The sequence below is a fragment of the Burkholderia stagnalis genome (genome assembly GCF_902830275.1).
Lineage (GTDB): Bacteria > Pseudomonadota > Gammaproteobacteria > Burkholderiales > Burkholderiaceae > Burkholderia > Burkholderia stagnalis.
Genome location: NZ_CADESW010000027.1, coordinates 22,842 through 49,130 on the forward strand (window position 1 = coordinate 22,842; position 26,289 = coordinate 49,130).

The 26,289-nt window shown below is 70.3% G+C and carries 21 protein-coding genes and 1 pseudogene; 8 read left to right on the top strand and 14 right to left on the bottom strand.

Going from position 1 to position 26,289, the window contains the following annotated elements; translation table 11 throughout:
- Positions 1-24: 24 nt before the first annotated feature.
- From HWY45_RS32040 to pdxR, 4 genes are all read right to left on the bottom strand, one after another.
- A complete protein-coding gene (locus HWY45_RS32040) occupies positions 25-1,092 on the bottom strand; it encodes an ABC transporter ATP-binding protein (RefSeq protein ID WP_059561176.1) in 1,068 nt (355 codons plus the stop codon).
- Positions 1,085-2,857, bottom strand: a complete 1,773-nt coding sequence (locus HWY45_RS32045) for an ABC transporter permease (RefSeq protein WP_059883686.1) — start codon at positions 2,855-2,857, stop codon at positions 1,085-1,087. Before HWY45_RS32045 ends, HWY45_RS32040 begins: the two co-directional genes overlap by 8 nt.
- A 122-nt stretch (positions 2,858-2,979) precedes the next feature.
- The gene (locus tag HWY45_RS32050) at positions 2,980-4,080 is read right to left on the bottom strand and encodes an ABC transporter substrate-binding protein (protein WP_059807933.1); all 1,101 of its coding nucleotides are present in this window, start codon (positions 4,078-4,080) and stop codon (positions 2,980-2,982) included.
- Positions 4,081-4,185: 105 nt separating this feature from the next.
- Positions 4,186-5,685 carry a MocR-like pyridoxine biosynthesis transcription factor PdxR gene (gene pdxR / locus HWY45_RS32055; protein WP_059883685.1) on the bottom strand — a complete coding sequence of 500 codons (1,500 nt, stop codon included), beginning with the start codon at positions 5,683-5,685 and terminating at the stop codon, positions 4,186-4,188.
- Between the two features lie 101 nt (positions 5,686-5,786).
- On the opposite strand from pdxR, the gene HWY45_RS32060 reads away from it, so the two are divergent.
- From HWY45_RS32060 to HWY45_RS32075, 4 genes are all read left to right on the top strand, one after another.
- Positions 5,787-7,025 carry a multidrug effflux MFS transporter gene (locus tag HWY45_RS32060; RefSeq protein WP_059883684.1) on the top strand — a complete coding sequence of 413 codons (1,239 nt, stop codon included), beginning with the start codon at positions 5,787-5,789 and terminating at the stop codon, positions 7,023-7,025.
- 473 nt (positions 7,026-7,498) lie between these two features.
- The gene (locus tag HWY45_RS32065; RefSeq protein ID WP_059561161.1) at positions 7,499-8,170 is read left to right on the top strand and encodes a response regulator; all 672 of its coding nucleotides are present in this window, start codon (positions 7,499-7,501) and stop codon (positions 8,168-8,170) included.
- Positions 8,167-9,564, top strand: a complete 1,398-nt coding sequence (locus HWY45_RS32070; RefSeq protein ID WP_059883683.1) for a sensor histidine kinase — start codon at positions 8,167-8,169, stop codon at positions 9,562-9,564. Before HWY45_RS32065 ends, HWY45_RS32070 begins: the two co-directional genes overlap by 4 nt.
- A 228-nt stretch (positions 9,565-9,792) precedes the next feature.
- A complete protein-coding gene (locus HWY45_RS32075) occupies positions 9,793-10,287 on the top strand; it encodes a hypothetical protein (RefSeq protein WP_059561155.1) in 495 nt (164 codons plus the stop codon).
- Between the two features lie 121 nt (positions 10,288-10,408).
- On the opposite strand, the gene HWY45_RS32080 is transcribed toward HWY45_RS32075, so the two are convergent.
- The 8 genes from HWY45_RS32080 to HWY45_RS32115 all read right to left on the bottom strand — a co-directional run bounded on the left by HWY45_RS32080 (position 10,409) and on the right by HWY45_RS32115 (position 18,554).
- Entirely contained in the window at positions 10,409-11,275 is an 867-nt protein-coding gene (locus HWY45_RS32080; protein ID WP_059883682.1) for an MOSC domain-containing protein, read from the bottom strand.
- A 79-nt stretch (positions 11,276-11,354) separates the two neighbouring features.
- Positions 11,355-12,311, bottom strand: coding sequence for an ABC transporter substrate-binding protein (locus tag HWY45_RS32085; protein WP_059883706.1), 957 nt, complete (start codon positions 12,309-12,311; stop codon positions 11,355-11,357).
- A 57-nt stretch (positions 12,312-12,368) separates the two neighbouring features.
- Complete coding sequence (locus HWY45_RS32090; RefSeq protein ID WP_059883681.1) at positions 12,369-13,568, bottom strand: c-type cytochrome; 1,200 nt, start codon at positions 13,566-13,568, stop codon at positions 12,369-12,371.
- Between the two features lie 35 nt (positions 13,569-13,603).
- A complete protein-coding gene (locus HWY45_RS32095; RefSeq protein WP_059883680.1) occupies positions 13,604-14,419 on the bottom strand; it encodes an ABC transporter ATP-binding protein in 816 nt (271 codons plus the stop codon).
- Positions 14,413-15,522 carry an ABC transporter permease gene (locus HWY45_RS32100; protein ID WP_059883705.1) on the bottom strand — a complete coding sequence of 370 codons (1,110 nt, stop codon included), beginning with the start codon at positions 15,520-15,522 and terminating at the stop codon, positions 14,413-14,415. Before HWY45_RS32100 ends, HWY45_RS32095 begins: the two co-directional genes overlap by 7 nt.
- 4 nt (positions 15,523-15,526) lie before the next feature.
- The gene (locus tag HWY45_RS32105; RefSeq protein ID WP_059883679.1) at positions 15,527-16,558 is read right to left on the bottom strand and encodes an ABC transporter substrate-binding protein; all 1,032 of its coding nucleotides are present in this window, start codon (positions 16,556-16,558) and stop codon (positions 15,527-15,529) included.
- A gap of 50 nt (positions 16,559-16,608) precedes the next feature.
- Entirely contained in the window at positions 16,609-17,448 is an 840-nt protein-coding gene (locus HWY45_RS32110; protein WP_059883678.1) for a class II aldolase/adducin family protein, read from the bottom strand.
- A 20-nt stretch (positions 17,449-17,468) separates the two neighbouring features.
- Positions 17,469-18,554, bottom strand: coding sequence for an LLM class flavin-dependent oxidoreductase (locus HWY45_RS32115; RefSeq protein WP_059883677.1), 1,086 nt, complete (start codon positions 18,552-18,554; stop codon positions 17,469-17,471).
- A gap of 318 nt (positions 18,555-18,872) precedes the next feature.
- Here HWY45_RS32115 and HWY45_RS32120 point away from each other — a divergent pair, with 318 nt between their 5' ends.
- Positions 18,873-20,135 (top strand): acyl-CoA dehydrogenase family protein, encoded by a 1,263-nt coding sequence (locus tag HWY45_RS32120; RefSeq protein WP_059883704.1) that lies wholly within the window; start codon positions 18,873-18,875, stop codon positions 20,133-20,135.
- A 70-nt stretch (positions 20,136-20,205) separates the two neighbouring features.
- On the opposite strand, the gene HWY45_RS32125 is transcribed toward HWY45_RS32120, so the two are convergent.
- On the bottom strand, positions 20,206-21,126 hold the full coding sequence (locus tag HWY45_RS32125; protein ID WP_059883676.1) for a LysR family transcriptional regulator: 921 nt from the start codon (positions 21,124-21,126) through the stop codon (positions 20,206-20,208).
- A 78-nt stretch (positions 21,127-21,204) separates the two neighbouring features.
- Here HWY45_RS32125 and HWY45_RS32130 point away from each other — a divergent pair, with 78 nt between their 5' ends.
- Positions 21,205-21,771, top strand: a complete 567-nt coding sequence (locus HWY45_RS32130; protein WP_059807896.1) for a cysteine dioxygenase family protein — start codon at positions 21,205-21,207, stop codon at positions 21,769-21,771.
- Between the two features lie 51 nt (positions 21,772-21,822).
- Positions 21,823-23,447, top strand: a pseudogene (locus HWY45_RS32135) (rhodanese-related sulfurtransferase).
- 37 nt (positions 23,448-23,484) lie between these two features.
- Here HWY45_RS32135 and HWY45_RS32140 read toward each other — a convergent pair.
- A complete protein-coding gene (locus HWY45_RS32140) occupies positions 23,485-24,627 on the bottom strand; it encodes a glycerophosphodiester phosphodiesterase (RefSeq protein WP_059561114.1) in 1,143 nt (380 codons plus the stop codon).
- 311 nt (positions 24,628-24,938) lie between these two features.
- On the opposite strand from HWY45_RS32140, the gene HWY45_RS32145 reads away from it, so the two are divergent.
- Entirely contained in the window at positions 24,939-26,009 is a 1,071-nt protein-coding gene (locus HWY45_RS32145) for a phytoene/squalene synthase family protein (RefSeq protein WP_059883675.1), read from the top strand.
- Positions 26,010-26,289 lie beyond the last annotated feature (280 nt).

The window sequence follows — 26,289 nt, forward strand, 5'->3', positions numbered from 1 at the left end:
CCGAGGTGCGATGCGCCGCGCGGGTCAGCCCGCTTTCGCGAACGCCCAGCAGTCGTTGGTCGGGAATTCGAGCCAGTGCTTGCCGGCCGCGCGCGGCACGTGGCCGAACGCACGCAGCCGCAGCTCGCCGCAGTGGAACAGGTATTCCCAGCGGTCGCCGAGATACATCGACGTGACGAGGTCGGCCTGCAGCCGGTTCGCGCCGGGGCCGTCGGCCACCTGCACGCGTTCGAGGCGGATCACGGCCTGCGCGTCCTGGCCCGGCGCGAACGTGTCGCGGGCGAGCGCGCGCAGCTGCCAGCCGTCGCCGGCGAGCGTCACGCATTCGCCGTCGACGGCCGCGACGCGCGCGTCGATCCGGTTGTTGCTGCCCATGAATTCGGCCGTGTACAGCGAGCGCGGCGCGCCGTACAGCTCGGCCGGCGTGCCTTCCTGCTCGATGCGGCCGTTGCGCAGCAGCAGGATGCGGTCGGACATCGCCATCGCCTCGGTCTGGTCGTGCGTCACGCAGAGCGCGGACAGCCCGAGCGACACGATCAGCTCACGCAGCCACGCGCGCGCTTCCTCGCGCAGCTTCGCGTCGAGGTTCGACAGCGGCTCGTCGAGCAGGATCACCGGCGGGTTGTAGACGAGCGCGCGCGCGATCGCGACGCGCTGCTGCTGGCCACCCGACAGCTGGTGCGGCAAGCGCTCGGCGAGATGGCCGAGGCCGAGCTGGTCGAGCGCGGTCTGCACGCGGCGCTTCTGTTCGGCCGGCGCGACGCGGCGCAGCTTGAGGCCGTAGCCGACGTTGTCGGCGACGGTGCGGTGCGGCCACAGCGCGTACGACTGGAACACGAGCCCGAGCGAGCGCTGTTCGACCGGCAGGTCGACGCGCCGGGCGCCGTCGAAGAACACCCGGTCGTCGAGCTGGATGCGGCCGTCGGACGGCTGCTCGAGGCCGGCGACCGCGCGCAGCAGCGTGGTCTTGCCGCTGCCCGACGCGCCGAGCAGGCACACGACTTCGCCGGCTTTCAGTTCGAACGACACGCCCTTGAGGATCGGGTTCGCGCCGTAGCTGAGATGAAGATCGTCGACGATGAGCTTATCCATGAAGTTTCACTCCGAAGCGCAGGGCCACGCCGAGACCGGCGCCGACCATCGCGATGTTGATGACAGAGAGCGCGGCGACCTGGTCGACGGCGCCGGTCGCCCACAGCGACACGAGCAGCGCGCCGATCACTTCGGTGCCGGGCGACAGCAGGTAGACGGCGGTCGAGTATTCGCGCTCGAAGATCATGAAGATCAGGAGCCACGCGGCCAGCAGCCCGAAGCGCACGAGCGGCAGCGTCACGTCGAGCGACACGCGCCCGCGCGTCGCGCCGACGCTGCGCCCGGCTTCCTCGAGCTCCGGCCCGACCTGCAGCAGCGCGCTCTGGATCAGGCGCATCCCGTATGCGAGCCACACGACCGTGTACGCGATCCAGATGCTCCACATCGAGTTCTTGATCTCGCGCAGGCCCGGCACGAACAGGAAGATCCACAGGAACGCGAGACCGGCGAGCAGGCCCGGCACCGCGCGGGGCAGCAGCACGAGGTAGTCGAGCAGCCTGGTCGCCCAGTCGTGGCGGCGGTGGCCGGCGAACGCGACGAGCGAGTAGAAGCCGACCGCCACCGCGCCGCCGATCACGCCGATGCCCAGCGTGTTGACGATCGCGCGCACCAGGTTGTCCTGCTCGAACAGCTCGATGAAGTTCGCCAGCGTCAGCACTTCGCCGAGCGCCACGCCTTCGCCCCAGTTGGTCACGAACGCGCGCAGCACGATGCCGGAGATCGGCACGACCACGGTGAGCGCGAGCCACAGCATGACGATCGCGAGCGCGACCCAGCGCCACGCGCCGAGCGGCAGCACCGTCGTGCGACCGGCCTTGCCCTTCACCGTCACGAAGCGGTTCGCCGTCTTCAGCAGGCGGCGCTGCAGCAGCACGAGCGGGAACGTGATCGCGACGATGCACACCGCCACCGCGGCCATCAGGTGGTACGACGGCACGCCGAGCTTGTTGGTCAGCTTGTACAGGTAGGTCGCGAGCACGAGGTGGCCTTCCGGATCGCCGAGCACGAGCGGCAGCCCGAACACCTCGAAGCCGAGGAAGAACACCAGCACGCCGGCGAACAGCAGCGCGGGCATCGTCATCGGCAGGCTGACGTCGAGCGCGACGCGGAACGGCCGCGCGCCCGCCACGCGCGCCGCTTCCTCGACGTCGGAGCCGAGGTTGCGCAGCGCCGCCGACGAATACAGGTACACGTGCGGCACGTGCGTGAGGCCGACGATCAGCGTGATCGCGAAGACCGAGTAGACGTTCCAGGGCACGTTCTGCACCCCGAACAGTTCCTTGAACCACACCGAGTAGAAGCCGACCGGGCCGGCCGCGACGACGTAGCCGAACGCGAGCACCATCGGCGACACGAACACCGGCGTGAGCAGCAGCGGCTCGAGCCAGCGGCGGCCGGGCAGGTCGGTGCGCACCATCAGGAACGCGAGGATGCCGCCGAGCGGGATCGAGATGAACAGCATCCCGCCGGCGATGATGAACGAGTTCTTCACGGCCGACCAGAAGTCGGGATCGCTGAAGATGAAGCGGAAGCCGTCGATGCCGAGCGTGCGGTTCGCGTCGAAGAACGGCGCGGACAGCAGGCTCTGGAACAGGATGAAGCCGAGCGGCAGCGCGACCGCGACGGTGAGCACCGCGATCACGATCCAGCGCAGCATGCCGGCGAGCGGCTGCAGGCCGTTGGCCGGCAGCGCGGGGATCGCGCCGCCCGGGTCGATGGTGGGCGCAACGGCCGGCGCCGTTGCCCGTGTGCTGGTTGAAAGCATGAGTTCGCCCCTGCGGCCATCCGGATGGCCGCCTCTAGGAAGTCGGTAAGGGGAAGGGGCCGCCCACGCGGTGCGTGGTGGGCGGCCGTTGGTCAGCCGAGGCCGATCAGCGGATCAGCGGATCAGTTCTTGATCGCCTGCTGCCATTGCTTCAGGAACGCGAGCCGCTTCGACTGGTCCAGGTAGACGAGCAGGCCGGTGCCGATCGGGATCGGCTTCAGCGAATCGCCGAGTTCCTTCGTGAGGCTCGCGGCCGACGTTTCGCCGGTCACGTCCGTGCGGATCGCGTACAGGTTGGCCTGGTTCGCGATCAGCGTCTGGCCGCGCTTCGACAGCAGGTAGTCGACCCACAGCTTCGCGGCGTTCGGGCTCTTCGCCTTCTTCGAGATCGTGGCCAGGCGGCTCACGACCTGCGTGTAGTCCTTCGGGAATACGTAGCCGATCGACTTGTCCTTCTTCGCCTTCGCGTACGCGTACGAGCCGATGATGTTGTAGCCGATCAGGTTCTCGCCCGACGAGATGCGCTCCATCATCGCGCCGGTGCTCGATTGCAGCTTCGGGCCGGTCGTGCCGATGGCCTTCACGAGTTCCCACGTGACCTTTTCGTTCAGGTGCGCGTCCTGCGTCAGCGCGTTGAAGCCGACGCCGGATTTCTCGACGTCGTACGTCGTGAGCTTGCCCTTGAACTTGTCGGGTTGCGACGTGAGCAGCTTGATCAGGTCGGTGCGCGTCTTCGGCACCTCGTTCTCTGGAATCAGGCGCTTGTTGTAGACGATCGCGAGCGGCTCGAACGTCGTGCCGTACGCCTGCTTCTGGTATTGCGCCCATTGCGGCACGTTCGGGCTTTCCGGCGAATCGTACGACGCCATCAGGCCGTCGTTGACGAGCTTGACCTGCAGGTCCATCGCCGAGCTCCACAGCACGTCGGCGCTCGTGCTGCTCGCCGCGTTCTCGCTGATGTAGCGGTTGTACAGCTCGGTGCTGTTCATGTCGTTGTATTCGACCTTCACGCCGTACAGGCTTTCGAAATCCTTGATCAGCGGCCGTACGAGGCCCGTGTCGGTCGTCGAGTAGACGATCAGCTTGCCTTCCTTCTTCGCGGCGTCCACCACGCCCTGGTAGCTGCCCGGATAGCCGGCCGGAACCTGCGCCCACGCGGCGCCGGCGGCGGCGCCCGCGATGAGCGTGAGGGCGGTGGCGAGATGCTTCGGTGCGAACGGCATGTGTCTTCCTCCAATTACGCGTCGGTGTTGTTCGAGTGAGGCGGATGGTAAGTGGGGGGCACTTTCAGCCTGCTTTCATTTTTGTGTGCAATCGATGCGTTTGTGTCATGGATTTCCCGAGGTCGACAGCAGCGTGCCGAGAATCCGGCCGCCATGTTTCGCGTGCGCGGCGGTGAGCGCCGAATACCCGACGATGATGCCCGCGGCGAGCTCGGCGCTTCGGCAGAAGCCGCGAATCGGCTGCAGCGACACGCCGGCCGCGTGCGCGTTCGCGACGTACGACGCGTCGTCCATGCCGGGCGGCAGCCACAGCACGAAATGAAAGCCGGCATGCTCGCCCGACACCGTGTATTGCCCGCTGCCGTGTTTCGCGAGCTGCTCGAGCACGATGTCGCGCCGCTGGCGATATGCGTGGCGGCTGGCGCGCAGGTGCTTCGCGAAATCGCCGCGCCCGATGAAGCGGGCCAGCACGAGCTGCGGCGCGACGCCGACCGAGCGCCCGGTCACCCGCCACACGTCCGCGAGCGCCGGCCGCAGCGCCGCCGGCACGACCATGAAGCCGATGCGCAGCCCGGAGAACAGCGTCTTGTTGAACGAGCCGCAGTAGATCACCCGGTCGCACGCGTCGAGCGACTTCAGCGCGGGCAGCGGGGCGGCCTGGTAGCTGAATTCGCCGTCGTAGTCGTCCTCGATGATCCACGCGCGACGGCGCTGCGCCCAGTCGAGCAGTTCGAGCCGGCGCGACACCGACATCGTGACGCCGAGCGGCGATTGATGCGCGGGCGTCACGTAGGCGGCGCGCGCATCGGGGTGCCGGTCCAGCGCGGCCGTTTCGATCCCTTCGCGGTCGACCGGCACGTCGACCACGGTCGCGCCCGTCATCGCGAAGATGTGTGCCGCCGACGCGTAGCCGGGGTCTTCCATCAGCACCGTGCTGCGCGGGGCGAGCGCCGTGCGCGCGACGAGATCGATCGAATGGCGGATGCCGGTCGTGATGAAGATGTCGTCGGCGGCGCACGGGATCCCGCGGTATTCGCGCAGGTATCCGGCAATTTCGTCGCGCAGGGCCGCGACGCCTTGCGACGGCGTCGAACAGAGGTCGCTGGCGGTCGCGGCAAGCAGGCTCGCGCCGAGCGCCTTCTTCCATTGCTGCATCGGCAGCAGGTCGGGATCGGCGAGCCGCGCGACGAACGGGACGCCCGGGCGGACCGCGTGTTCCGGGGCGGCCGCGCCCGTTGCGCCGGCCGGTTGCGGCTCCGGCTCCTGGGCCGGTGTTGCGCCGCCGCGCTGCCGAGATTGCGCGGACGCGCGCAAATAGCTGTCCGGCACCACCGCGCACACCCGCGACCCAGAGCCGCGCGTGCGCGCGATGTAGCCCTCTGCGCCCAACCGGTCGTACGCGGCTTCGACCGTGCCGCGCGCGACACCCCAGCGCGCGGCCAGCGTGCGGCTGGACGGCAGTGCGCTGTCGCCGGGGAGCAGGCGTTTCAGGATCGCGTCGCGAATCGCGTCGGCAATGCAGTCCTGCTTCGATTGCGGGCTTCCGGTCGACAGGCCCGGAGGGCACGGCAGATCGAGCGGAATCGCGGCTTTGCCTCGCGTCATAGTGGTCTAGTTGATGGTCGATTTAATGGCTCTTCAGCTTATATCACTTTGTTCGTAGATTGATGCCGAGCACTTGAACCCGAAGGAGACGAAAGCACCCTATGAAATCCCGGTCGTTGCCCCAATGGGGCTGGTTGTTGCTGTTGATGCTCGTCGTGTGCCTGCCGCGCGTCACGATCGATGCCTACCTGCCGTCGCTGCCCGCCATGGCGGATGCGCTGCACGGCACCGACGCGCAGCTTCAGCTCACGCTGACGCTGTACATGGTCGGCTATGCGCTGTCGATGCTGGTGTCGGGGCCGTTGTCCGACCGGTACGGCCGCCGCCCCGTGCTGCTCGGCGGGCTGTGCCTCTACGTGGCCGCGAGCGTGGCCTGCGCGCTCGCGACGAGCGTCCCGGCGATCGTCTGCGCGCGCATCTTCCAGGCGCTGGGCGGTTGCAGCGGAACGGTGATCGGGCGCGTGGTCGTGCGCGAGCGCTTTCCTGCGGCGATGCAGGCGACGATGCTCAGCCGCATCTCGGCGGGCATGGCGCTGTCGCCCGTGATCGCGCCGCTCGCGGGCAGCGCGATCGCCGCGTGGCTCGGGTGGCGCGGCGTGTTCGGCTGGCTCGTGGCCGGCGGGGTGATCGCGACGGCGATGGTGCTGCGCTACCTGCCCGAGACGCGCGCGAGCGACGCGCGGCCGGAGCCGGGCGCGGGCCTGCTGCGGACCTACGCGGGGCTGCTGCGCGAGCGCCGTTTCCTGCGCTACTCGCTCGCGATCAGCTTCGTCTACTGCACGTACTTCCCGTTCATCGCGGAATCGTCGACGCTGTTCCAGCGGCAGATGGGCGTGTCGGGGCCGGTCTATGCGGGGATCTTCGGCCTGACCGTGCTCGGCTACCTGATCGGATCGAGCGTGTTCCGGCGGGCCAGCGGCCGCTGGAACACCGATGCCGTGATCGCGTCGGCGGCCTTCGTCAACCTGGCCGGGGCCATCGCGCTGTGCGGGGCCGACGCCGTCGCGCCCACGCACGCGGCGGCCGTCGTCGTGCCGATGTTCTTCGTGATGATCGCCGTCGGGATCGCGATTCCCGCATGCCAGTTCGCGGTGATGCAGCCGTATACGAAGATCGCGGGCACGGCTTCCGGGCTGTTCTTCTTCATCCAGATGGCGATTGCCGCCGTGTGCGGCGGGGTGCTCGGGGGGCTGTCGGACGGCACGGCCCGCCCGCTGGCCGCCGTGACCCTCTGCGCGAGCGTCGCGTTCCTGGCCGCGATCTACGGCCTGCGCGAGCGGAACGCCGCCACCGCCGGGGCCGATGGCTTGACGACGGGAGGCCGGCGCGCGGCGGAGTGACGGGCGCTGCTCGTTGCGTGTAATACGTGGCGGCAAGCGGCAGGCGGCGAGCGGCGAGCGGCAGGCGGCAGGCGGCAGGCGGCAGGCGGCAGGCGGCAAGCGGCAAGCGGCAAGCGGCAAGCGGCAAGCGGCAGGTAGCAGGTAGCAGGCAGCAAGCGGCAAGCGGCAAGCGGCAAGCGGCAAGCGGCAGGCAGCAGGCAGCAGGCAGCAGGCAGCAAGCGGCAAGCGGCAAGCGGCAAGCGGCAAGCGGCAAGCGGCAAGCGGCAGGCGGCAGGCGGCAGACGGCAGACGGCAGACGGCAAGCGGCAAGCGGCAAGCGGCAGGCGGCAATCGGTAGGCAGCAGGCGGCGGGCAGGCGAGCAGCAGACGGGCAGCGCGCAACACGGAACAGGTGTTTTCGCGGAGCGGCAGGGCGGAAAGGATCGTGTAATGTAGCGGCCTTGACGTTACCTGCCGACCTGACCGGATTCCCCATGCGTGTGCTGCTCGTCGAAGACAACCCGATCCTCGCGCAATCGCTCGGCGACGCGCTGAGCGCCGCGCGCTTCGCGGTCGATCACATGGCGGACGGCGAGGCGGCGGACCACGTGCTGCGCACGCAGGACTACGCGCTGGTGATCCTCGACCTCGGGCTGCCGAAGCTCGACGGGCTCGAGGTGCTGCGGCGGCTGCGCGCGCGGCGCAACCCGGTGCCGGTGCTGATCCTCACCGCGCACGGGTCGGTCGAGGACCGCGTGAAGGGGCTCGATCTCGGCGCCGACGACTATCTCGCGAAACCGTTCGAGCTGACCGAGCTGGAGGCGCGCGCCCGCGCGCTGATCCGGCGCAGCCTCGGGCACGAGCATTCGCGTGTGGCGTGCGGCCCGCTCGCATACGACAGCGTCGACCGCAGCTTCCGCCTCGCGGGCGAGCCGCTGTCGCTCACGCCGCGCGAGCGCTCGGTGCTCGAGGTGCTGATCTTGCGCAACGGCCGCGCGATCAACAAGGAAACGCTGTCGGAGAAGATCTTCGGGCTCGACGAATCGGTCAACGCCGATGCGATCGAGATCTACGTGTACCGGCTGCGCAAGAAGCTCGAGCACAGCGGCGTCGCGATCGTCACGCTGCGCGGGCTCGGCTACCTGCTCGAAGCAAAAGCCGCATGATGCGCCCGAACCTGCGGATGCAGGTCGCGCTGTGGCTGCTGCTGCCGCTGCTCGGCCTGCTCGCGCTCGATTCGTGGCTGACCTACCAGCGCGCGATGAACGCCGCGCACGTCGCATTCGACCGCACGCTGTCGTCGTCGCTGAAGTCGATCCGCGAAGGGGTGCGGCTCAAGCAGGGCGAGGTCGAGGTCGACCTGCCGTATCTCGCGCTCGAGATGTTCGAATCGAGCGACGGCGGCAAAATCTACTACCTGATCCGCGAGGACAACGGCCGCGCGGTCACCGGCTACCCGGACCTGCCGTTGCCGAGCGGGCGCGACGCCGGCGACGTCGCGCTGTACGCGACGCGCTACTACGACGCCGTCTATCGCGGCGAACGCCTGCGGATGGGCGCGCTGCGGCTGCCGGTGCACGACGTGCCGAGCGCGCAGTCGCGCATCGTGTGGGTGATGGTCGGCGAGACGATCGAGGGGCGCCAGGCGCTCGCGCGCGAGATCCTGATGGGCTCGCTGCTGCAGGAGGGGCTGCTCGTCGTGCTCGCGCTCGGCATCGTGTGGCTCGGCGTCGGGCGCGGGCTGCGGCCGCTGAACCGGCTGTCGGCCCGGGTCGCCGCGCGCACCGAGGACGACCCGACGCCGCTCGACACGGGCGCGATGCCGAGCGAGCTCGCGCCGCTCGTCGATTCGATCAACCAGTACATCGGCCGCACGCAGCGGATGCAGGTCGCGCGGCGGCGCTTCTTCGCGGATGCGGCGCATCAACTGAAGACGCCGCTGGCCGCGGTGCAGGCGGGCGTCGAGCTCGCGCTGCGGCCCGGCGAGCAGCCGCGCGTGAACGTGCACCTGCTGCGCGTGAACGGCGCGGTGCGGCAGGCGGCGAAAATCGTCCAGCAATTGCTTTCGCTGTCGCGCCTCGACGCGGACAGCGGGCAGGCCGTCACGCACGAGCCGGTGGCGCTGCACCGGCTGGCGCGCAGCGTGACGCTCGACTGGTCGCCGGTTGCGCGGGCGCGCGACATCGACCTGGGCTTCGAGCACGAGGCCGACGTCGACGTGCCCGGCCGGCCCGACCTGCTCGGCGAGATGATCGGCAACCTGATCGACAACGCGATCCGCTACGCGGGCGACCGCGCGGTGATCACGGTGCGCGTGTCGCGCGACGGCGAGCATGCGCGGCTCGACGTGATCGACAACGGGCCGGGGATTCCCGAAAACGAGCGCGACGCGGTGTTCGAGCGCTTCCATCGCGGCAGCAAGACGCAGACCGTCGAAGGTACGGGGCTCGGGCTGTCGATCGTGCGCGAGATCGCGCGCGTGCATCAGGGCAGGGTGACGCTGGCCGATGCGGCCGGCGGCGGGCTGGTCGTCACGGTGACGCTGCCGGTCGGCCCCTAGAAACACAGGCGGTTATCGCGCGATCATGCGTAATCGCGAGGCTCGATCAAATCGAAACATTTAATTCGAAAATTGAGCGATTTTATAATCGCCCCGGCATGCTGTGATTTCTGACAGCTAGAAAACCCCATTTTCCGACCTACGATAAATCAGCCGTCCAATATACGGCTTCACCTTGTTTATTCAGGGATGAATCGTAATTTTCTATAATTAATTGAGGGCAAAATCATGGCCACGACACTCGATGAAGAAGTCCTGCCGGAGATTTTCGTCAAACGATTCAGGGTCAGCGGCGGGCACGTCACGTCAGGAAAGGGAAACGCGCCGACCATCAACTTCATCGCCGCTTTCCACCCGGAATTCGAGCATCCGCAAGGCTCGGGTTCGCTGCAGGGCTCCGGCCGGATCATCTGGACCCATCGGCCCAACAACGTCACCCAAATCACGATCGGCGGAAACTATACCCACTTCCCGTTGAAGGAAGGGGAAAGCGCGTCCGTCCTTCCGGTGCGGTCGCTTTTGCTGCACGTGCACGGTTACGTCGGCGGGATCATTCCCATCAACAAGTATCACGGCATCCCGCCGGCACTGTTCCCGGTGCTGGATTTGTCGTCCCTTATTCCGCTGAATTCGAAAACCGGGACGGCCAACTATACGGTTGTCGATCCGCAAAATCCGGAGGAAAAATTTACGATAAGCGACGCAAAGATTGCGGAATTGTGATTCCGGCAGAAATCGATCGGCATATTGTCTGAAATCGAATCCGGTGGCGCAGTGCGGTAAATAATCGCATGCGCCACCTTCCGATGCGGCGCTTTGCGCCGCTCATGCGGGTTCGCGATTTTTAATCGCCGAACCCGATCTCCGCTTCGAGTTCCTGTCCAACCTCGAGAAAACGCCCCGTGCCGTGCACGACGATCGCGTTGTTGCCGAACGTCAGCGCGCCGTCGAAGCCCGGATGCGCGCGGTAGGCCTGCATCGTGTCGGTCGGCTCGTGTGGCCACGCGGGATCGGGCGCGCCCGTGCGCTGGTCGATGGTCGGCACCGGGCAGCGCGTGCACAGCTTCACGAGGCGCAGCCGCACGGGCGTGTCGCCGCCGGCGTCGAGATGCTCGACGTAATCCTCTTCGTACGCGTCGAGGCCCGATACGACGACGTTCGGGCGGAAGCGGTTCATCGGAATCGCCGGCGCGCCCTTCGCGGCGAGCCGCGCGTTCAGATCGTCGAGCGACGACTGGCCGATCACGAGCAGCGGATAGCCGTCGGCGAACCGGGTCGACGCATCGAGCTCGCCGGTCCATTTGCGGTTGCACGGGCGCCGCGCGCCGGGCGCGAAGCGCGCGAGCTTCGCCGGCGTGCCGAGGTAGCGGGTGAACCACGCGGCGGTGGCAGCGCCCGTGTCGATCGCGTCGACGGTGTCGCGCCAGACGGTCGCCGCCATCTTCGGCGTATCGGCCGTCGCTTCGCCGTCGAGCGGCGTGCGAATTTCCGGCATGTCGGGCGCGTTCAGCACCAGCACGTCACCGTCGAACGCAGTCTGCACGAGCGCGAGGCGCGGGTGCGTGCGCTGCGTGATCATCTCGCCGGCGGCGTCGGTCACCATCCAGTGGCGGTCGTATGCCAGCCCGGTGTCGAGCAATTGCGCGCGGCGCAGCGCGATGCCGCCGCAGGATTTGATCGGATAGACGAAAAGTTCGCTGATGGCTGGCATGGCGCGGGCTTCGAATGACATGGAAAGTCAAAGCGCGATTGTGCCAGATCGCACCGAAACCGGCCTTCTCGCCGGACGCTCACGCCGGCAGCGGGAAACCGCGGTCGAACGTCGCGCGCACGTCGAGCGGCTGGCGCAGCAGCGCGGCCTTCAGGTAGAAGTCGGCGGTGCGCTGCTGCTCGGCGATGACCGCCGCGTCGATCGGCAGCCAGCGTGTGCGGCGCCGCTCGAACTGCAGCTTCGCGGCCGGCTGCGGAATCCCGATGATCCGCGCGAGCGCCGCCGAGAATGCGTCCGCGTGCTGGTACGACCATGCCTGCGCACGCACGACGCGCTGCAGGAAATCGCGCAGCACGTCGCGTTTCGCGGCGATCGCGGCGTCGGTCGCCGCGAGGTAGCTGAGCCCCGACCACAGCCCGCGGCCGCTGACGAGCACGCGCGCGCGGCCGCTCGTTTCCGCGAGCGCCGTGTATGGCTCCCAGGTCGCCCACGCGTCGATCGAGCCGCTCGCGAGCGCGAGCATCGTATCGGCGGGCGGCAGGAAGCGGAACGACACGTCGTCGGGCGCGAGGCCCGCCGCGTCGAGCGCCTTCAGCGTGACGAAATGGCCGATCGAGCCGCGCGTCGTGCCGATGCGCTTGCCCTTCAGGTCGGCGGCGGTCTTCAGCGGCGCGTCGGGCCGCACGACCACGGCGGTGCCGTATGGATCCGAGCGGTTCGCGCCGATCACCTTGATTTGCGCGCCCGACGCGAGCGCGAAGATCACCGGCGCGTCGCCGATCGGCCCGCAGTCGACCGCGCCCGCGTTCAGCGCCTCGGCGAGCGGGGCGGCGGCCGGGAACTCGGTCCATGCGATGTCGTAGGCGAGGCCGTTCAGCTCGCCGGCCGCTTCGAGCAGCGCGCGCAGGCCGCCTTTCTGGTCGCCGGCGCGCAGCAGCGGCCGCGCGGCGGATTGCGCGTGCAGCGCGAGCGGGGCTGCGGCAAGTGTCGCGAAGGCGGCGGCCTGGGTGAGGAAGTGGCGTCGCATCTGATTCATCGTGAATTTCACTCGGTCGGTCAGTCAGTCAGTCAGGGAAGGGGCGAATGCCGGCGCTCAATGCGGCAGGCCGGCCTGCACGTCGCGCACGGGGTCGGCGTCGAATCGCAGCAGCAGCGCAGTCAGCGGATCGCGGCCGGCGGTCGAGCCCGCGATGCCGGGCGCGGCGGCTGCCGGGCCGGCGTCACCGGCACGGCACAGCAGGTCGGCGTCCGACCATCCGGCCTGGCCCGGCAATGCCCGCGCGCGCAGCCAGCCGGCGCGGTCGGCGAGGAACTGCGTGCCGCCGAGCGCATCCGGCGCGAGGCCGGCGATCGTCGCGAACACCCGCCATGCGTCCGCCGTCGCGGCGATGCAGTTCGCGCGCCCGTGGGCGGCCGGCGGCGCGACGGCATCCCGCGTGACGAGCAGCGTTTGCCAGCGCGCGTCTTCGGCGGGCGGCGGCGCACCCGGCGCGAGCGCGACCACGCGCACGCGCTGGCCGTCGCGCCAGCGTTCGAGCGCTTGTATCGCACCGTGCTCGCCGCAGCGCACGTCGAGCGCCGGCAATGCGACAGGCGCGGGCCACGCGCCGCCCGCCTGAGCGCCGCTGCCTGCCGCCAGCGCTTTCAGGTAATCGAGCAGTGCCCACGTGTCGGGCGCGCTGAACGTCGTGTCGAAGCCGGGCGTCGACGCCGTGCGCTGCGCATCGTGCAGGCCGTGCCGCACGCGCCAGTAAAGCTCGCCGTCGAGCCGCCGCGCGAGCAGCGTGCCGGCAAAGGTCGGCGGCCAGTGCGCGAGCGACGCGGCGAGCGGCCCTTCGCCGCGGCCGTCCGCACCGTGGCAGGCCACGCAATGACGGCCGTACAACTGCGCGCCGCGCGTCAGGTTCGTCACCGACAACGGTGCGGGGCTGCGCTGGAAACTCGTCGGCACGGCGGGCGCAAGCCACAGCGCGGCAGGCGGCCACGGCGCGCACACCCCGGCGAGCACGGCCGCGCCGGCCCAGACGACGCGCCGCCTGCGCAACACGAGCGCGGCAAGCGCGAACGCCGCCGCGAGCGCCGTCAACGCGAACGCGAGCGCGAGTTGCCGCGTCAGCCCCGCGTCGATCCGCAACGTTTCGAGCGCGATCCGCTGCGGCCATGGCCACGCGGCCTGGCCGTCCGCGTCGCCGGTCGCGCCGGCCACGCGCAGCACCTGCGCGAGCGCGACCTGCGCGCGATACAGCACCTGCAGGAACGCGAGCGTCCAGTCGGCGAACGGCGGCGCGCTCATCGGCCGGGCCGCCGGGGCGATGCGATGCCGCGCATCTACCAGCTCGCATCGAGCCCGAGGTGGCGCAGCGCGTCGTGCCGCAACTCGGCCAGACGCGGGTCGCCGCGATGGCGCGGATAGGGCAGGTCGACGTGCAGCTCCGCGACGATCCGCGCGGGCCGAGGGCCGAACACGATCACGCGCTGCGCGAGGAACAGCGCCTCCTCGACGTCGTGCGTGACGAGCAGCGCGGAGAAGCGGTCGCGCCGCCACAGCGCGGTGAGCTCGGCCTGCATCGTCAGCCGGGTCAGCGAATCGAGCTTGCCGAGCGGCTCGTCGAGGATCAGCACGCGCGGATCGTTGACGAGCGCGCGGGCGAGCGCGACGCGCTGCGCCATCCCGCCGGACAGCTGATGCGGGAAAGCGTGCGCGAAATCCTCCAGCCCGACGCGCGCGAGCGCATCGTCGACGCGGTGCTGCGCGGCGCGCGCCACGCCGCGCGCCTCGAGGCCGAGCGCGACGTTCGCGCGCACGCGGCGCCACGGGTAGAGCGTCGGATCCTGGAACACGACGATGCGCGACGGGTCGGGCCGCACGATCGGTTCGCCATCCTGGGCGATGGTGCCTTGCCGCGCGGCGTCGAGGCCCGCGACGAGCCGCAGCAGCGTCGATTTCCCGCAGCCGCTGGGCCCGAGCAGCGCGACGAACTCGCCGGCGGCGACCGACAGCGTAACGTCGTCGAGCACGGGCAGCGCGCCGCCGGCTGCGTCGAACGCATGGCTCACGCGGCGCACGTCGATGCGCGCGCCGCGCGGCGCCGCAGGCGCCGGCGGCGCGGAAACGGGGGATTCGAGGACGGCGGCGCCTACCATTTGACGGTTCCTTTCTGCCATGCGAGGGTGCGGTCGCGCACCGCGAACAGCAGTGCGATCAGGCCGGAGAACAGCAGTGCCATCACGAGCAGCGCCGCGTACATGTTCACGTACGACGCCCAGCCCTGCGCCCAGCTCAGGTACCAGCCGAGCCCCGACTTGACGCCCATCATCTCCGCGACGACGAGCACCGTGAACGACGCGCTCAAGCCCATGAAGATGCCGACGAACACGTGCGGCAGCGCGGCCGGAATCGCGACGCGCAGCACGAGGAAGCGCGCGTTCGCGCCGAGCGTGCGGGCGACGTCGTAGTACTGCTTGTCGACGCTCGCGACGCCGGACCAGGTCAGCACCGCGACCGGGAAGCCGGTCGACAGCGCGATCAGGAACGCCGCGGCCGAGTAGCTCGACGGGAAGAAGTAGAACGTGAGCGGCAGCAGCGCGGTGGCCGGCACGGGCCCGAGCACGCGCAGCACGGGGTGCACCCAGTAGCCGATGCGGCGCGACCAGCCGATCGACACGCCCACCGCGAAACCGGCCGCGACGCCGTACGCGAAACCGAGGCCGAGCAGCTTGAGCGTATTGCCGGCGCTACCGGCGAGGCGCGCCCAGTCGTCGGCGTAGACCTCGATCAGCGCCTGCGGCGGCGCGAAGAACGGCGTCGGCAGCCAGCCGGTTTTCGCGGTCGCGATCTCCCATGCGGCCAGCCCGAGCGGCAGCGCAACCAGCCACGGGCCGGCCGGGTGCACGCGCGCGAGCGGCGCGCGCAGCGCGCTCACGCGGGGGCCGAGCGCCGCGAGCGCGAGCAGCAGCGCGGCGATGATCCACGCGGCCGTGCCGAAGGTGTCGGTGTACGCCCAGTCGCTGAAGCCGACGACGCGATTCGGCCACAGCCGCGTCACCGCGCCGAGCGCGGCCCACGCGACGGCCGCGGCGAGCCCCGTGGCCCAGAACGGCGCGCGGCGGGCGGCGGCGGCCTGCGCCGCGTCGCAGGCGGTGCACGCGATGCGCGGTATGGGCGCGGGCGCGATCGACGCGGCGGGCACGGCGGCCGAGGCCGTGGCGGCGGATGCCGTCGTGGAGACGTGTTCGAGCGTCGACATCGCGTCACCCCAGCACGTTCGCATAGACCTGCTGCGCGAAGCGCTGCGGGTCGGTGCTTTTCTTGATCACGCCGATGCGGCGGAAATCGTCCGCGTAGAACGCGATTTCCTGCTGCAGGTCGACGCTGGTCGGGTGGTGCGTGTAGGTGAGCGTCGCATACAGCTTGCGCAGGTCTTCCGGATCGATCTTCGGCGAATACTTCGCGAACGCCCTGGCGGCTTCGTTCGGGTTCTCATGCGTGAACTCGGTCGCCTGCACGATGGCGCGCGCGAGCGCGGCGGCGGCCGGCCGGTCGTTGCGCACGAGCTCGCCGCGCGCGCCGATCACGCAGCACACCTTGCGCGCGTATTCGCCGGACAGGTTCGTCGCGAGTTCCGTGTACTTGCCGGCGCTGCGCTTCTCGAGCAGATACAGGTTCGGGTCGCCGTCGGCGATCGCGTGGATCTCGCCCTTGTCGGCCGCGACGCCGAGCAGGTCGGCCGGATACTGCCGCCACGTGATGTCGCGCTCCGGATCGATGCCGTTCTTCGCGAGCAGGATCGAGAAGAAGTGCTTGCCGGGCGCGGCGAGATCGCTGACGCCGACGGTCTTGCCCTTCAGCGCCTGCAGCGTCGTGACGCCGGCCGCCTTCGCGCCGAGCAGCCGCACGCAGCCGCCGTGCGAGCTGCCGACGATCTTCACGTCGAAGCCCGCCTCGAGCGGCTTCAGCCAGCGGTGGATCATCCCGACCGCCGCATCGGCCTTGCCGGTCGCGATCGATTCGAGCAACTGGTCGGTCGAGCCGCTGTAGTTGATCAGCTCGACCTTCAGCCCGTTCTTCTCGAAGAAGCCGCGTTCCTGCGCGACGACGATCGGCGTCAGGCAGAACGCGTTCTGGTTCCACGCGAAGGTCAGCTTCTTCAGCGGCGCAGCGGACCACGCGCGGCGGCCGAGCGTGAGCGCGGGGGCCGCCAGCGCGGCTGCGCCCGCCGCGCGCAGCAGGCGGCGCCGTTGGGTGTCGTGCGCGCCGGGCGCGGGAGCGGTGGGGCGAGTCATCGTCAGGTCTCCGAGAGATTTCCGTGAAGCAGGGCAATGCGTGCGAGTGGTCAATCGAGCAGGTCGGGTTCGTCGGCGACGATGCGCGCGTACAGGCTGTCGAATGCGTGCAGCGCGCCTTCGGGGCCGCCGATCTGCCCGTGCGTATGGCGCGCGGTGGCCGGATCGATCGGCTGCGGCGTGCCGGCCGCTTCGGCGAGCAGCTGCGTATGCGCGGCGTTGTCGAGCGCGATGTACCACCACGCGGCCGCCTCGACGGACGGGCCGGCCGTGAGGATGCCGTGGTTCTTCAGGATCACGCCCTTGTGCGTGCCGCCGCCGGGCCGCGCGAGCGCCTGCGCGATCCGCGCGCCTTCGCTCGTGTCGACCACCATCCCGGTGAAGTCGTCGAACAGCGCGTGATCCTCGTAGAACACGCACGCGTCCTGCGTCAGCGGATCGAGCGGGCGGCCGAGCGTCGACCACGCCTTGCCGTAGGTCGAATGCGTGTGCGCGGCCGCGACGACGTGCGGATGCGCGTCATGGATCGCCGCGTGGATCGCGAACGCAGCCTTGTTCAGCGGCCGCTCGCCGATCGCGGTTTCGCCGCGCGCGTTGACGAGCAGCAGGTCGGACACCTTGATCTGCGAGAAATGCACGCCGAGCGGATTCACCCAGAAGTGATCGGGCAGTTCCGGGTCGCGCGCGGTGATGTGGCCGGCGAGGCCGGACGCGAAGCCGAAGCGCGCGAACAGGCGGAACGCGGCCGCGAGGCGCGCCTGGCGATGACGCCGCTCGGCGGCGGCGTCCGCGCGCGGCGCGGGCGGGTCGAACCAGAAGTGCTGGTGCGGCGACGCGGCGAGCGCGAGGCCGGACGCGGTGCGCACGGGCTGAGGCAGGACGGTGGACATGCGTGCGTCTCCGTTCCGGGTCAGGCCGCGCGGCGGGCCGCATCGCGTGCGGCGACGGCGGCGCGCACGCGCGGAATCAGCTCGCGGCCGTAGTCGATCGCGTCGTCGAGCGGATCGAAGCCGCGAATCAGGAACGTCGTCACGCCGAGGTCGTAGTAGTCGAGCAGCGCGTCGGCGACCTGCTCGGGCGTGCCGACCAGCGCCGTCGAGTTCGAGCGCGCGCCGGTCAGTTTCGCGATCTCGGTCCACAGCCGCTTGTCGACGCGGGAACCGCGCTCGGCGGCGGCGAGCAGGCGGCGCGCGCCTTCGCTCTGCAGCGGGGTGCCCGCGCCGAGGCCGGCGGCGTCGCGCAGCCGGCGCGTTTCGTCGAGGATCCGGTGCGCGCGCGCCCATGCGTCGTCCTCGGTCGCCGCGAGGATCGGGCGGAACGACACCGAGAAGCGCACCTGCCGGCCATGCTTGGCCGCCTCGGCGCGCACGCGCGTGGTCAGGTCGCGCACCTGGTCGAGCGATTCGCCCCACAGCGCGTAGACGTCCGCATGCTTGCCGGCCACCGCGAGCGCGGCGTCCGACGCGCCGCCGAAGTAGATCGGCACATGCGGCTGCTGATACGGCTTCACGTCGGAGAAGCCCTGGCGGAAGCGGTAATGCGCGCCTTCATGATCGAACGGCCGCGCCTCGGTCCAGATCCGGCGCAGGATGCCGACGTATTCGTCGGTGCGCGCGTAGCGGGCGTCGTGGTCGAGGAAATCGCCGTCGGCCTGCTGCTCGCGATCGGAGCCGCCGGAGATGATGTGCACCGCGAGCCGGCCGCGGCTGAACTGGTCGAGCGTCGCGATCTGGCGCGCGGCGAGCGTCGGCACGGTGAAGCCGGGGCGATGCGCGAGCATGAAGTGGATCCGCTCGGTCGCGGCGGCCGCGTAGGCGATCGTCAGCGTCGCCGACGGCCCGGTGGAATGGTGCGGCACGAGGATGCGGTCGAAGCCGGCCGTCTCGTGCGCGCGGGCGAAGTCGCGCACGTAATCGGGGTCGACCGTCTGGCCGGACGGCGGGTGGATCTCCGACTGCTTCTGGCTCTGGATCATGCCGATGAATTCGACGCTCATCTGGGGCTCCGGTGCAAGGACGGCCCGGCACGCGGGCCGGGTGGGACTGGAGCGCAGATTACTGCCGAGATCATGCGAAACGGAAATAATCAATACGGAATTGAATATCAGATTTGCATGGTTTGATCGGCCTGGCCACGCGCCTACGCTGTGGGCTCGCGATCGATCGGGATCGCTGTCGGATGCATGTCTTGCGGGTGTTTCGCGCGTGAGTGCCGGGGCTTCCGGCAGGGCGCCGCGTCGGGCATGCACGTCGGCCCCGCGTCAGCGCCGTACCGGTCGATCTCCGTGTTTGCCCGACCGATGGAATCCGTCCCGATGCCTGCCAGCCTTGCCGTTTCCCCGCCGCCATCGCAGCCGCAGACGCTGCGTCACCTGCCGGCCGACGACGCACGCGTCGCCGCGCTGCTCGAACGCATCGCGCCCGAACTGGCTGCCGACGCCGCCCGCAACGACCTGCACGGCCGTTTCCCGCACGAGAACTTCGCGCGGTTGCACCGTGCGGGGCTGATCGCGCAGGTCGTGCCGCGCGAGCATGGCGGCGCGGGCGCGACGCTCGCGCAGGCGAGCCGGATCGTCGCGGCGGTCGCGCGGGCCGATCCGGCGACCGCGCTGGTCCTGACGATGACGTACCTGCAGCACCGCGCGCTCGGCCGCGCGGACAGCCGCTGGCCCGCGCCGCTGCGGCGCGCGGTGTTCGACAGCGCGGTGGCCGACGGCGCGCTGATCAACGCGCTGCGGGTCGAGCCGGCGCTCGGCTCGCCCGCGCGCGGCGGGCTGCCGGACACGGTGGCGCGCCGCGACGGCGACGGCTGGCGGCTGTCCGGCCACAAGCTGTACAGCACCGGCATCCCGGCGCTGCGCTGGCTCGCCGTGTGGGCGCGCACCGACGAGCCCGAGCCGCGCGTCGGCGTGTTTCTCGTGCCGCGTGATCCGGACGGCGGCGACGCGGGCATTCGCGTGATCGAAAGCTGGGACCATCTCGGCCTGCGCGCGTCGGGCAGCCATGAAGTCGTGTTCGACGACGTCCGGCTGCCGGCCGGGCACGCGGCGGACCTGCGCGCGCCCGACGCGTGGGCCGTGTCGGCGGCGAGCCACGCGGATCTCGACGCGCACGCGGACCAGCAGGCGTGGATGGTCGTGCTGCTCGGCAGCCTGTACGACGCGATCGCGCGGGCGGCGCGCGACTGGCTGATCGGGTTCGTCGCGACGCGTGCGCCGAGCGGGCTCGGCGCGCCGCTGGCGACGCTGCCGCGCGTGCAGGAGGCGGTCGGCGGGATCGAAGGCTGGCTGCACGCGAACCGCGTGCTGCTCGACGACGCGATTTCGCGCACCGACGCCGGCGCACCGCCCGCGGTGACGACGAGCGGGCTCGTCAAGCGAACCGTGATCGACCACGCGATCCGCACCGTCGAGCAGGCATTGAAGCTGTCGGGCAATCACGGGCTGAGCCGCGGCAATCCGCTGGAACGTTACTACCGCGACGTGCTGTGCGGCCGCGTGCATACGCCGCAGGACGATGCGATCGCCGTCGCGGCGGGGCGGGCGGCGCTCGACGCGGCGCGCGGCGATGGCGCGTAAACCGCGCGGCGCGGCCAGCGGCACGGCCGGGCCGCGCAGGCCCGGCGGATCGTCGCCGTCGCCGCTGCCGTCATGCGGCGGCGGCGTCGCTCCCGCGCGCCGGCGGGTCGAACGCCGCGCGCGCGTGCTCGGCGATCGCCGCGAGCGGCGCGGCGAACCGTGCCGCGTCGTGCCGCCTGAGCAGCCACAGGTCGATCTGCGGCTTGAAATCGGCGAGCGGCACGATGTCGAGCGCGTCGCGCAGCGGGCTCTGCTCGACGAGCGGCAGCGGCATGAGCCCGAGCCCGACGCCGTTCGCGACGCTCTGCAACTGCAGGTCGCGGCCGAACGTGTCGAGCGTGACGCGCAGCGGCAGCCCGTGCGTGTCGAGCGCGCGCCGCAGGCCCGCGCGGAAGCCGCAGCCGTCCGGGTTGAGCACCCAGCCGCGCGCATGGCAGTCGGCGAGCCGGTAGCTGCGGCGCGGCCAGTCGCCGCGGCGGCCGACCGCGACGAGCCGCGTGGTCAGCAGCCGCTCGCCTTCGACCTGCGGCGGCAGCCCCATCTCGCGCGCAAGGAACACGAGCGCCGCATCGAGCTCGCGCCGCGCGACCCGCTCGACGAGCGCGCCGCCCCATGCGGTCGTGACCAGCGGCGCGAGCGCGGGCCAGTGTTCGCCGAGCTGCGCGATCAGGCCCGGCAGCATCAGCTCGCCGAGGCCCTGCGTGAGCCCGATGCGGAATTCGCCGGCCGGCGGCAGCTGGCCGGCGGTCAGCTCGCGCAGCGCGTCGACTTCGCGCAGGATCGTGCGGCATTGCTCGAACACCTGGCGGCCGATGTCGGTCGGGCGCGGCGGTTTCGTGTTGCGGTCGAGCAGCACGACGCCGAGCGCCTCCTCGAGGTTCTGCACGCGTCGCGTGATCGCCGGCTGCGTCATGCCCAGCTCGGCGGCCGCCTGGCTGAGCGTCTGGCAGCGGACGACCGCTGCAAAAGCGTCGATATCGCTAATTTTCATGTTTGTTCTGCATGGATTTTCAGTTGCATCATGACGATCCATCATAATCGCGATGAATCATATTCGAAGAGGCGACCGATGAATACGGCTACCTTGCGGCAATCGCCGCTGCACCCGTTCGTCGACGCGCTGGGCGCGCTGCTTGCGTCCGGCGCGGACGAGGCGCGCATCCTGGACGAGGGCGGCGCGTTGCTGGCCGCGCTCGTCGCGCACGACGACTGGCTGCCCGACGCGTTCGCGCAGCCCGATCCCGAGCGCTACCGGCAGTACCTGCTGCATCTCGATCCGGACGCGCGGTTCTCCGTCGTCAGCTTCGTGTGGGGGCCCGGGCAGGCCACGCCGATCCACGACCACACGGTGTGGGGGCTGATCGGCATGCTGCGCGGCGGCGAGTTCTCGCAGCCGTACCGGCTCGACGCGGCCGGGCGGCCGGTGCCGGCAGGCGACGCGGTGCGGCTGCGGCCGGGGCAGGTCGAGGCCGTGTCGCCGCGCATCGGCGACATCCATCGCGTGAGCAACGCATTCGCCGACCAGGTGTCGATCAGCATCCACGTGTACGGCGCGAACATCGGCCAGGTCGAGCGCGCCGTGTATCTCGAGGACGGCACCGTGAAGCCGTTCGTGTCGGGCTATTCGAATGCGTGACGCCCGGCGCCGGATTCCATCCACTTCCACCCATCGACTTCATCGGACATCGTGACGCAACCCACTGATTCCACCCAACGCTTCGCCGCCGCGTCGTATCACGACGTGCGCGCCCGCCTGCTCGCCGGCGACGAGATCGCGCTGCTCGACGTGCGCGAGGAAGCCCCATACGCGCACGGCCATCCGCTGTGGGCCGCCAACTTTCCGCTGTCGAAGCTCGAGCTCGACGCGTGGACGCGGATTCCGCGCCGCGACACGCCGATCGTCGTGTATGGCGACGCCGGCGGCGAGGATCTCGCGCCGCGCGCGGCCGCGACGCTCGCGCGGCTCGGCTACACGGACGTGCGGCTGCTCGACGGCGGCCTCGCCGGCTGGCGCGACGCGGGCGGCGAGCTGTTCATCGACGTCAACGTGCCGAGCAAGTCGTTCGGCGAATGGGTCGAGGCCGAACGGCATACGCCTTCGTTGTCGGCGCAGGAAGTCAAGGCGCTGATCGATGCGCGCGCGGACGTCGTGATCGTCGACGCACGCCGCTTCGACGAATACCAGACGATGAACATCCCGACCTCGACCAGCGTGCCGGGCGCGGAGCTCGTGCTGCGCGTGCGCGCGCTCGCGCCGGACCCCGCGACGCAGGTGATCGTCAATTGCGCGGGCCGCACGCGCAGCATCATCGGCACGCAGTCGCTGGTCAACGCGGGCCTGCCGAACCCGGTCGCGGCGCTGCGCAACGGCACGATCGGCTGGACGCTCGCGGGGCAGGCGCTCGAACACGGCGCGGCGCGCCGCTTCCCCGGCGAGATCGACGCGGCGCAGCGCGCCGACGCGCGCCGCGCGGCGCGGGCCGTGGCCGAGCGCGCGGGCGTGCCGCGCATCGCGCTCGCCGACGTGGCGGCGCTCGCGGCGCCGGGCCGCACGCTGTACCGCTTCGACGTGCGCACCCCCGACGAATATGCGGACGGCCATCTGCCGGGCTTCCTGAGCACGCCGGGCGGCCAGCTCGTGCAGGAGACCGACCATCACGCGCCGGTGCGCGGCGCGCGGATCGTGCTCGCGGACGACGACGGCGTGCGCGCCGACATGACTGCGTCGTGGCTCGCGCAGATGGGCTGGGACGTGCGGGTGGTCGAGCCGGACGGCGCGCATGCGTTCGACGAGACCGGCGAGCCGCCGCGCGACGTGCCGGCGGCGCCCGAGGTCGCGGAAGTGTCGCCCGCGACGCTGGCGGGCTGGCTGCGCGACGCGGCGCCGGATTCACTCGCGATCGTCGACGTGACGGCCAGCGCGAACTACGTGAAGCGCCACATCCCGGGCGCGTGGTTTGCGGTGCGCGCGCAACTGCGCGACGCGCTCGCGACGATTCCGGCCGCGCAGCGCTACGTGTTCACCTGCGGCTCGAGCCAGCTCGCACGGTTCGCGGCGGCGGATGCGCGCAGCCTGCTGCCGGCGTCGGCGCAGATCGCGGTGCTGGCCGGCGGCACCGCCGCGTGGATCGCCGCGGGCCTGCCGCTCGAAACGGGCGAGACGCGGCTCGCGTCGCCGCGCGTCGACCGCTACCGGCGGCCGTACGAAGGCACCGACAACGCGGCGGCCGCGATGCAGGCGTACCTCGATTGGGAGTTCGGGCCGTCGATCAGCTGAAGCGGGACGGCACGCACCACTTCCGCGTGATCTGACGCGCGGCGGCGCGCGCCGCGCGTCGACGCGTGAAGATCAGCGCTTGAAGGTATCGACCGCGGTGCGGCCGACCGCGGGATCGTCGGTGAAGAAGCCGTCGATCCCCGCGCGCAGGTACGCCTGAATCTCGCGCACCGAGCCGGCGGTATTGCGCGCGCTCGCCGCGCCGCCGTCCTTCAGCGATGCCGGCAGGAAGTTGTTTTCCGGCCGGAACGTGTACGGATGCACGACGAGGCCGGCCTCGTGCGCGTAGCGCACGTACTGCGTCGGCTGCTGCAGCGTGCCGTCGGCGTTCACCGCGATGATCGACGTCTTGTACGGCCCGACGCCGTTCGCGTAGGTCGCGACCTCGCGCATGCCGTCGCGCGTCGACAGGTCGCCGTACGTGCGCTTGTCGTTCGCCTTCACGAAGTCGTACGGGCGCTGCGCGGCGTCGTCCATCAGCTGCACGAGCTTCCAGTTCGGCTGGCTCGCGCGGATCCGGTTGCGGATCGTCTTCAGGTTCGCGACCTCGAACGACTGGATGTAGATGGTCGCGGTGGTCGCCGTGTACGCATCCTTGAGCAGCGCGTCGACGAGGCGATCCTCGAGCGGCAGGCCGATCGACTGGAAGTAGGTCGGGTGCTTGGTTTCCGGATACAGGTGGATCGTGCGGCCGACCTGCGCGGACATCTGCTTCGCGAGCGCGACGATCTCGTCGAACGTCGGGATCTCGAACTGGTCGTTGTACGCGGTGTTCGCCGGACGGATCTGCGGAATGCGCTCGCGGGCGCGCAGCGTCTTCAGCTCGGCGAGCGTGAAGTCCTCGGTGAACCAGCCGGTCAGCTGCACGCCGTCGATCGTCTTGGTCGTCTTGCGGCTCGCGAACTGCGGCAGCGCCGATACGTTGGTCGTGCCGGAAATCTCGTTCTCGTGGCGCGCGACGAGCACGCCGTCGCGCGTGGACACGAGGTCGGGCTCGATCACGTCCGCGCCGTCCTCGATCGCCTTGCGGTACGACGCCAGCGTGTGCTCGGGGCGCAGCGCGCTCGCGCCGCGGTGGCCGACCACCTGCACCCTGGCGGCAATCGGCTGCGTGGGGTCCGACGTGACGTCGTCGCCGCCGCAGCCGGCGAGCAGGAACGTGGCGGCACAGGCGAGCGGGACGCAGCGGTGGGCGAACGGGCGCTTGAAGAACATGTCGATGAACCTTCGGAACGGGTTGGGGTGGAATGGGAGCGTATCGGGACGGCCCGCGCGCTTTTTGGCGCGGGCATGTAAACGATCCCGAATGGGACGGGATCGTCTCATCGGATCATTACACATGTATTACTCGATGCTTTCCGGTTGATTCGACGGGCGGGGGGCTTCCGGCCGCTGCCGCGACGCTGTCCTTGGCCGGGTCTTGCGCCGGATGCACTAAACTTGCGGGACTTTTGCATCGCCGGGCGGGGGCGGGCGCAGGATGCCGTGCGCGTCCGGCGCGCGGTCCCGCCGAATTTCCCGGACCCATGACGACCCAAACCGATCCCGCCTACCTGCTCGGCGAACTCCTCAAGAACGTTTCCCGCTCCTTCTACCTGACGCTGCGCGTGCTGCCGGACGGCATGCGCAACCCGGTCGGCCTCGCGTACCTGCTCGCGCGCGCGGCCGACACGATCGCGGACACCGCGCTCGTCGCGCCGGACCGCCGCGCGGCGCTGCTGACGCAATTGCGCGAGAACGTCGAGCAGCTCGACGACGGCATCGCGCTGTCCCGCGCGCTGGAAGACGTGACGCGGATGCAGACGGATTCCCACGAACACGTGCTGCTCGGCTCGATGCCGCCGATGCTCGCGCTGCTGCGCGCGCAGACGGACGCCGACAGCGCGGCGATCCGCAAGGTCGTCGCGACGCTGACGTCGGGGATGGAGTTCGACCTGCGCACGTTCCCGGACGAGCAGGCGGGGCAGGTGGCCGCGCTGCCGTCGCGCGACGCGCTCGACCGCTATACGTACCTCGTCGCCGGCTGCGTCGGCGAGTTCTGGACCGACATGACCGGCATGCACACGCGCGCCGCGCGGCGCTGGAACCTGCCGGACATGCGCGAGAAGGGCATCCGCTTCGGCAAGGCGCTGCAGATGACCAACATCCTGCGCGACTGCGCGAAGGACTTGCGGATCGGCCGCTGCTACCTGCCGCAGGAGGTGCTGGACGCACACGGGCTCGGCGTGGCCGACCTGCTGCGGCCGGACGCGTCGCCGCGCGCGCGCGGCGTGCTGGTCGACCTGCTGCGCGTCGCGCTCGCGCAGTATCGCGACGCGTGCCGGTACACCGTCGCGATTCCGCGCCGCTTCGTGCGGCTGCGCCTCGCATGCCTGTGGCCGATCCTGATCGGCCTCGAGACGTTCGAGCTGCTGGCCGGCCACGACGCGTGGCTCGACCCGGCGCGGCCGGCCAAGGTGCCGCGCAAGCGCATCTACCGGATCATGGCGTCGTCGCTCGCGATCGTCGGTTCGAACGCGGCGATCGAGGCGCGGGTGGAGCGGCTGATCGAATCCGTCGATTCATTGATTCGGGTCAATGCGCCGGTTGCGCACTGAGGCCCGGACGAGGGCGCCCGTTCGATATCCCAAGCGATTGTTTCGCTGCATGCAGCAACACCGGTGCAACGATTCGGTTGCCGAAATACCACCGTCATATCCGTCCTGCATCCTCCGCGGTCGCGGCGTAAGGAAGCCATCGCCCGGGCGCGGATTCATCCATGAAATCCATCGCGCGGGCATATGACGACCCCGGATGGAAACGGTTGCACGCGTAAAAATGTAAAGCTAGGGTTTTCACTGGGAAATGCCTGAAACCCGCGCCGGCTATGCCGCTGCG